This is a genomic window from Streptomyces sp. NPDC003697 (genome assembly GCF_053587115.1).
The window spans coordinates 1-4559 of sequence record NZ_JBSFNN010000155.1 but is presented as its reverse complement, the minus strand read 5'-3'; the positions used below and the strand labels follow the sequence as shown (position 1 = coordinate 4559).

The following is a 4559-nucleotide window of genomic DNA, read 5'->3' as shown; positions in this document are numbered from 1 at the left end:
CGTCAGATGAGCCCGTTCCGCAGCGCATAGCCCACCGCATGGGCCCGGTTGCGCAGTTGGATACACCTCGCCGTACCGCGGGCCGGGGCGGGCTCACCCGAGCAGGCCGGTCAGTCCGAGCGTCCACAGGACTGTTCCGATGACGAGAAGTGCGTTCAGCGAACCGGATCGGGCGCGGTCGGAGAGGGACCGTACAAGCACCAGCAGTGCGGCAAGGCGCACACACAGCGCGGCCGTCAGCAGCGGGTCGCTCTCGACCGGCTGGTTCTGCTGTCCCGGAGTCACGCCGGTGCTGACGGCCAGCACGTACGAAGCGATCAGCAGGCCGAGGACGAGAACCGCGGCGAGCGCCGCGGCCGTGCCCCGCGAGATCCACACCTGCCGTGCCGCGACGAGCTGGACGACGGCGGCGAGCAGGAAGGGCAGTGCCCCGGCCAGGCCGTGCGCCACGCGCTGCTGGAAGGCGATCAGGTCGCCGGTTGCCGCTGCCCCGCAGAGCAGCGACGCGACGTGCGGGGTGCGAAGGCCGCCCAGGAGGCCCGAACGGCTCTCCGGCACCGCTCCTTCGGACGCCGGCGCATCAGGCGAGGATGTCATCGTCGCCTCCCAGCTCCGGGGCGGGCTCGGCCTTCGCCGGGTCGGCGTAGACCGGGTGGTGGTCGGTGCTGGGTGGTCCTACGCGGAACTGCGCCATCATGTCGTGGTCCTCGTGCACGAGGTTGTGGCAGTGGATCATGTAACGCCCGGTGTGCGGGCCGAACTTGATCGCCACGCGCACCGTCTCGTTCTCGCCGACGTACACGACGTCCTTGCCGCCGAGCTCCCATGCGTTGGGCGCCTGGCCGTTGCGGTCCAGCACCTTGAAGTCGACCAGGTGCACGTGGACCGGGTGCCACCAGCCGCCGGACTTGTTGACGAACTCCCAGACCTCGACGTCGCCGATTCCGGGGTCGGCCCAGACGTACTCGTAGTCGGAGGCGATGACGTCGGCCCACGTCTTGCCGTTGACGGTCCAGGTTCCGTCCTTGCGGATGAACTCGAAGGTCCGGGTCTTCTTCGCCATCGCCGCGGTGAGGTCCATCGCGGGCGCGTTCGGGTTCAGCAGGTCCGGAATCGCGTTGCCCGACAGGTCGGTGGCGTCGCCGGCGACGTCGAAGGCCATCACGTCGCCGGTGGTGTCGAAGTCCTCTACGTTGGGCACGCTCAGGTTCTTCAGGACCACCCGCTGGCCGATCTTGTACTTGGCGAAGTCGATGATGACCTCGTACCGTTCGGCCATGCCGTGCCGGTAGCTGGTCGCCGAACGGGGCCGCGGCATCAGCCCGGCGTCCGTCCCGATGAAGACGAACGGGTCGCCGGTGCTGAGCGCGAACCTGAAGCCGCGCGAGATCGAGCAGTTCAGGATCCGGAAGCGGTACTTGCGCCGCTCTACCTTCATCACGGGCCAGGGCCGGCCGTTGACCAGGATCACGTCACCGAAGAGTCCGGAGTGCCCTTCGTCGTCGTACAGCAGCTGCCCGTCGCGGTCGAACATGGCGTCGCGGATGAGTAGCGGCACGTCGTACCGGCCCTTCGGGATGGGCAGTGACTGCTCCAGCTCGTCGTGCAGCGTGTACATCGCGGCGAGGCCCATGTACGCGTTCTCGGCCGTGTGGTGGACGCCGTGGTCGTGGTACCAGAGGGTGCGCGCGTCCTGGAAGTTCGGGTACTGGTAGTCCTTGTACTGGCCGGGCCGTGTGATGTCGCTGGCGTAGCCGTCGTACTCCGGCAGCGATCCCGATCCGTGCAGGTGCACCGAGGTCCACGACTCGTATCCCAATCGGGGATGCACCGGTGGGAGTTCGTTGATCTGCCGTACGACGGCGGGCCGGCCCCGCGTGGCCCGGATCGTCGGGCCGCCGAACGTCCCGTCGTACGACCAGGTCTCGGTCTTCATACCGGGCAGGATCTCCGTCGCCGTGCTGCGCATGGTGACGGTGTAGTAATCGGTGGTGCTCGATCGCTTGGTCGGCACCGCCTCGGGCGGCACCGTGAACGGCACGGTGAACGGCTTCGGAAACTTGCTCACCGCGATCCGGTCCGAAGCGGTCCTGGCGCGCGCGACGCGTTCGAGCGGCAGCGCCAGGGCCGCCGACGCGAGAACTCCGAACTTCATCAGATCACGTCTGGACAGCGGGTTTTCGTGCATGTACGTGCTCACCCCCATGGTAGGCCGCCGAAGCGGCGCCCGGGTCCTGCTCTCCCCCTGGAGTCGCGGATGCCCGTGTTCTCTCTTGGTGCTGGTCGGTACTGCTCGGTGCTGGTCCGCCGGGCGTGCTCCTCGGCCGTGGAGGCCTGCGGTGTTCCTGAATGCACCACTGAGGAGAAGCGACCAGGCGGGTGGACATGGAGCGGGCAGCCGGTGGAGGGGGGTTCACCGGCTGCCCGGAGGGAACAGGGCAGCCGGTGAAGTGGGGGCTCGTGCGGCTGCCCTGTCCTGGCCGGCTCCCCGGTCCGACGGGTTCATCGAGGGAACGAACACCGCCTGCCGGGGCACCGGTCGTTAGGTCGGCGCTTTCGCGAAAATCCGTAGTCCGTTGCCGGGCAGGCGGGACCTTCGCGAGGGGCCCTAGCCGTTCGGCACGGTCACCGGTCCCAGGGTTCCGCCCTTGTCGGACGAGATGTAGACGGGGGACGGGTTCCTCGTCGCGGCACTGCCGGTTCTCAGGCGCAGGCTCCAGGTGCCGTTGACCGCGCCCGCCGCGGCCGGCTGCACGATCACATCGGTGGCGAAGGCGGGACCGGTCGGCGACCCGGAGCGGAACGTCAGCGACGCGCCGGGGACGGACCCGGTCCCGTCGAGCCTGAGGTCCCCGGACTTCCACTTGGCGAGGGTGATCGCGATCTTGTCGACCGCGGGCACCTTCGGGGTGACGTCGGCCGGCGTCGACGCAGCGCCCCGGCCCACCGCGTTCACGGCGACGACCGTCACGCTGTACACCGTGTCGTTCGTCAGCCCGGTGAGGAGCAGGCTGGACGCGCTGGGCCCGGCCGTGGCCGTGACCGGCGTGCCCGAGGCGGGCGTCGCGGTGATCTCGTAGCCGGTGAGGGGCGACGTGCCCGGGTCCTCGGGCGCCGTCCAGCGGACCGTCGCGCTCGCGTCGGAGCCCTGGACGGTGACCCCCTGCGGGACGCTCGGCGCCCTGGTCGACCCGAACGTGTACTTCTCCAACCGGGCCTGCGAGGCATTGCCGGCCGGGTCGAACGCCACGTACCGCAGGGTCTTCGGCCCGTCCCCCGCCTTCAGTTCGATCGGCCCGGTGTACAGCGTGGCCGCAGGCCCGGCGGTGCCCGCCTCCAGCGGGTCGGAGCCGTCGAGCGTGTAGTAGATCTCCGAGCCGGTCTCGTCGGCGCTGAGGGTGACCTGCGTGTCGCCCGTGTAGAAGCCGCCGGGGGGCTTCGCGGTCACCGTCGGCGGCATGGTGTCGCCCGACGGGGAGTTGCCCTCCAGCGCGGGCGGCCAGGACTCGCCGGTCTCGCTGAACGACCTGACCTCGACGCGCTTGCCCTCGACGGAGCCCGGCAGGACCGCCGAGGTCGCGTCCGGATCGTTGACGCGGACGCCGACCTCGCCCTGCACACTGTTCCTGCTGAGCTGGTCGACGGCTCGCACGGTGTATCCGAGGATCGGCGCGGCGCCGGGTACGGGCTGCGGCGGGGTCCAGCTCACAGACGTCGCATCGCCCTGGCCGTGCACCTCGACATGGGTCGGCGAGGCCGGCCCCTGCTGCGACGGGCCGGGCGGGCAGCCACCCATGCCGGGCCCACCCACCTCGCCGAACTCCGAGATCGTCACGCCCTGGGTGTTGCCGTCGGGGTCCTGGTCCTGCCAGCTCGTCGCCATGTACAGACCGCCGGCGGCGGTGGCGGCCGTATCCGTGTCGAGGAACTCGTAGGTCGCGGTGAACGTGCCGTCGGCCACCTGCAGTCCGGAGGAGTAGCCGCCCTTCGGCGCGTTCGCGAGCGGGCCGGGCACCGCCCGCACATCACGCCGTGCCACCACGGTGTCGCGCAGGGCCGGTTCGACGATCCGCTGTTCCAGGAACGTCGGGTCGACCTGGGACCCGAGCCGGCCCTGGATCACCAGGGTGGTCGGCGTGGTCAGGGTGCCTCCGGTGACACCGAGATCGAGGGTCGTGGCGTCGGCGGCGACGGTGCCGCCGAACTTGACCGACACCACGTCCCCGGCCCGGATGTCCGGGGTCACCTGGGGGCCGCCGCCCGCACCCCAGCACAGGCCCCCGGGGTGATTGATCTCGATGGCCGGGTTGCCCGCCGCGATCGAGGCCGCGGTGGCCATTGTGCCGGTGGCCGAGCCGACGACGCCGATGCCGGGGCGTCGCACCTCGACGGTCACCTGCTCTCCCGCGTGCTCGGAGAATCCGTCGATGGAGACGAAGTCCCGGTCCGGGAAGATCGTGATGTCGGACGGTTTCGAACCGCCGACATCCTGCTTGTAAGGCAGGCGCTCTACCCCTGAGCTACGCGCCCGAGACGAGTGGACAGCCTACATGCCCCCG

3 protein-coding genes and 1 tRNA gene are annotated in these 4559 nt (G+C 70.1%); all 4 read right to left on the bottom strand.

Annotation, left to right across the window (positions count from 1 at the left end; genetic code table 11):
- Positions 1 to 93: 93 nt before the first annotated feature.
- The 4 genes from ACWDNY_RS31160 to ACWDNY_RS31145 all read right to left on the bottom strand — a co-directional run bounded on the left by ACWDNY_RS31160 (position 94) and on the right by ACWDNY_RS31145 (position 4524).
- Positions 94 to 558 carry a hypothetical protein gene (locus ACWDNY_RS31160; RefSeq protein ID WP_451649165.1) on the bottom strand — a complete coding sequence of 155 codons (465 nt, stop codon included), beginning with the start codon at positions 556 to 558 and terminating at the stop codon, positions 94 to 96.
- A gap of 22 nt (positions 559 to 580) precedes the next feature.
- Positions 581 to 2155, bottom strand: coding sequence for a multicopper oxidase family protein (locus tag ACWDNY_RS31155; protein WP_451649164.1), 1575 nt, complete (start codon positions 2153 to 2155; stop codon positions 581 to 583).
- Positions 2156 to 2608: 453 nt separating this feature from the next.
- Positions 2609 to 4396: a fibronectin type III domain-containing protein gene (locus ACWDNY_RS31150; protein ID WP_451649163.1), complete on the bottom strand. Its 1788-nt coding sequence runs from the start codon at positions 4394 to 4396 to the stop codon at positions 2609 to 2611.
- Between the two features lie 65 nt (positions 4397 to 4461).
- A tRNA-Val gene (locus tag ACWDNY_RS31145) sits at positions 4462 to 4524 on the bottom strand.
- Positions 4525 to 4559: the final 35 nt, after the last annotated feature.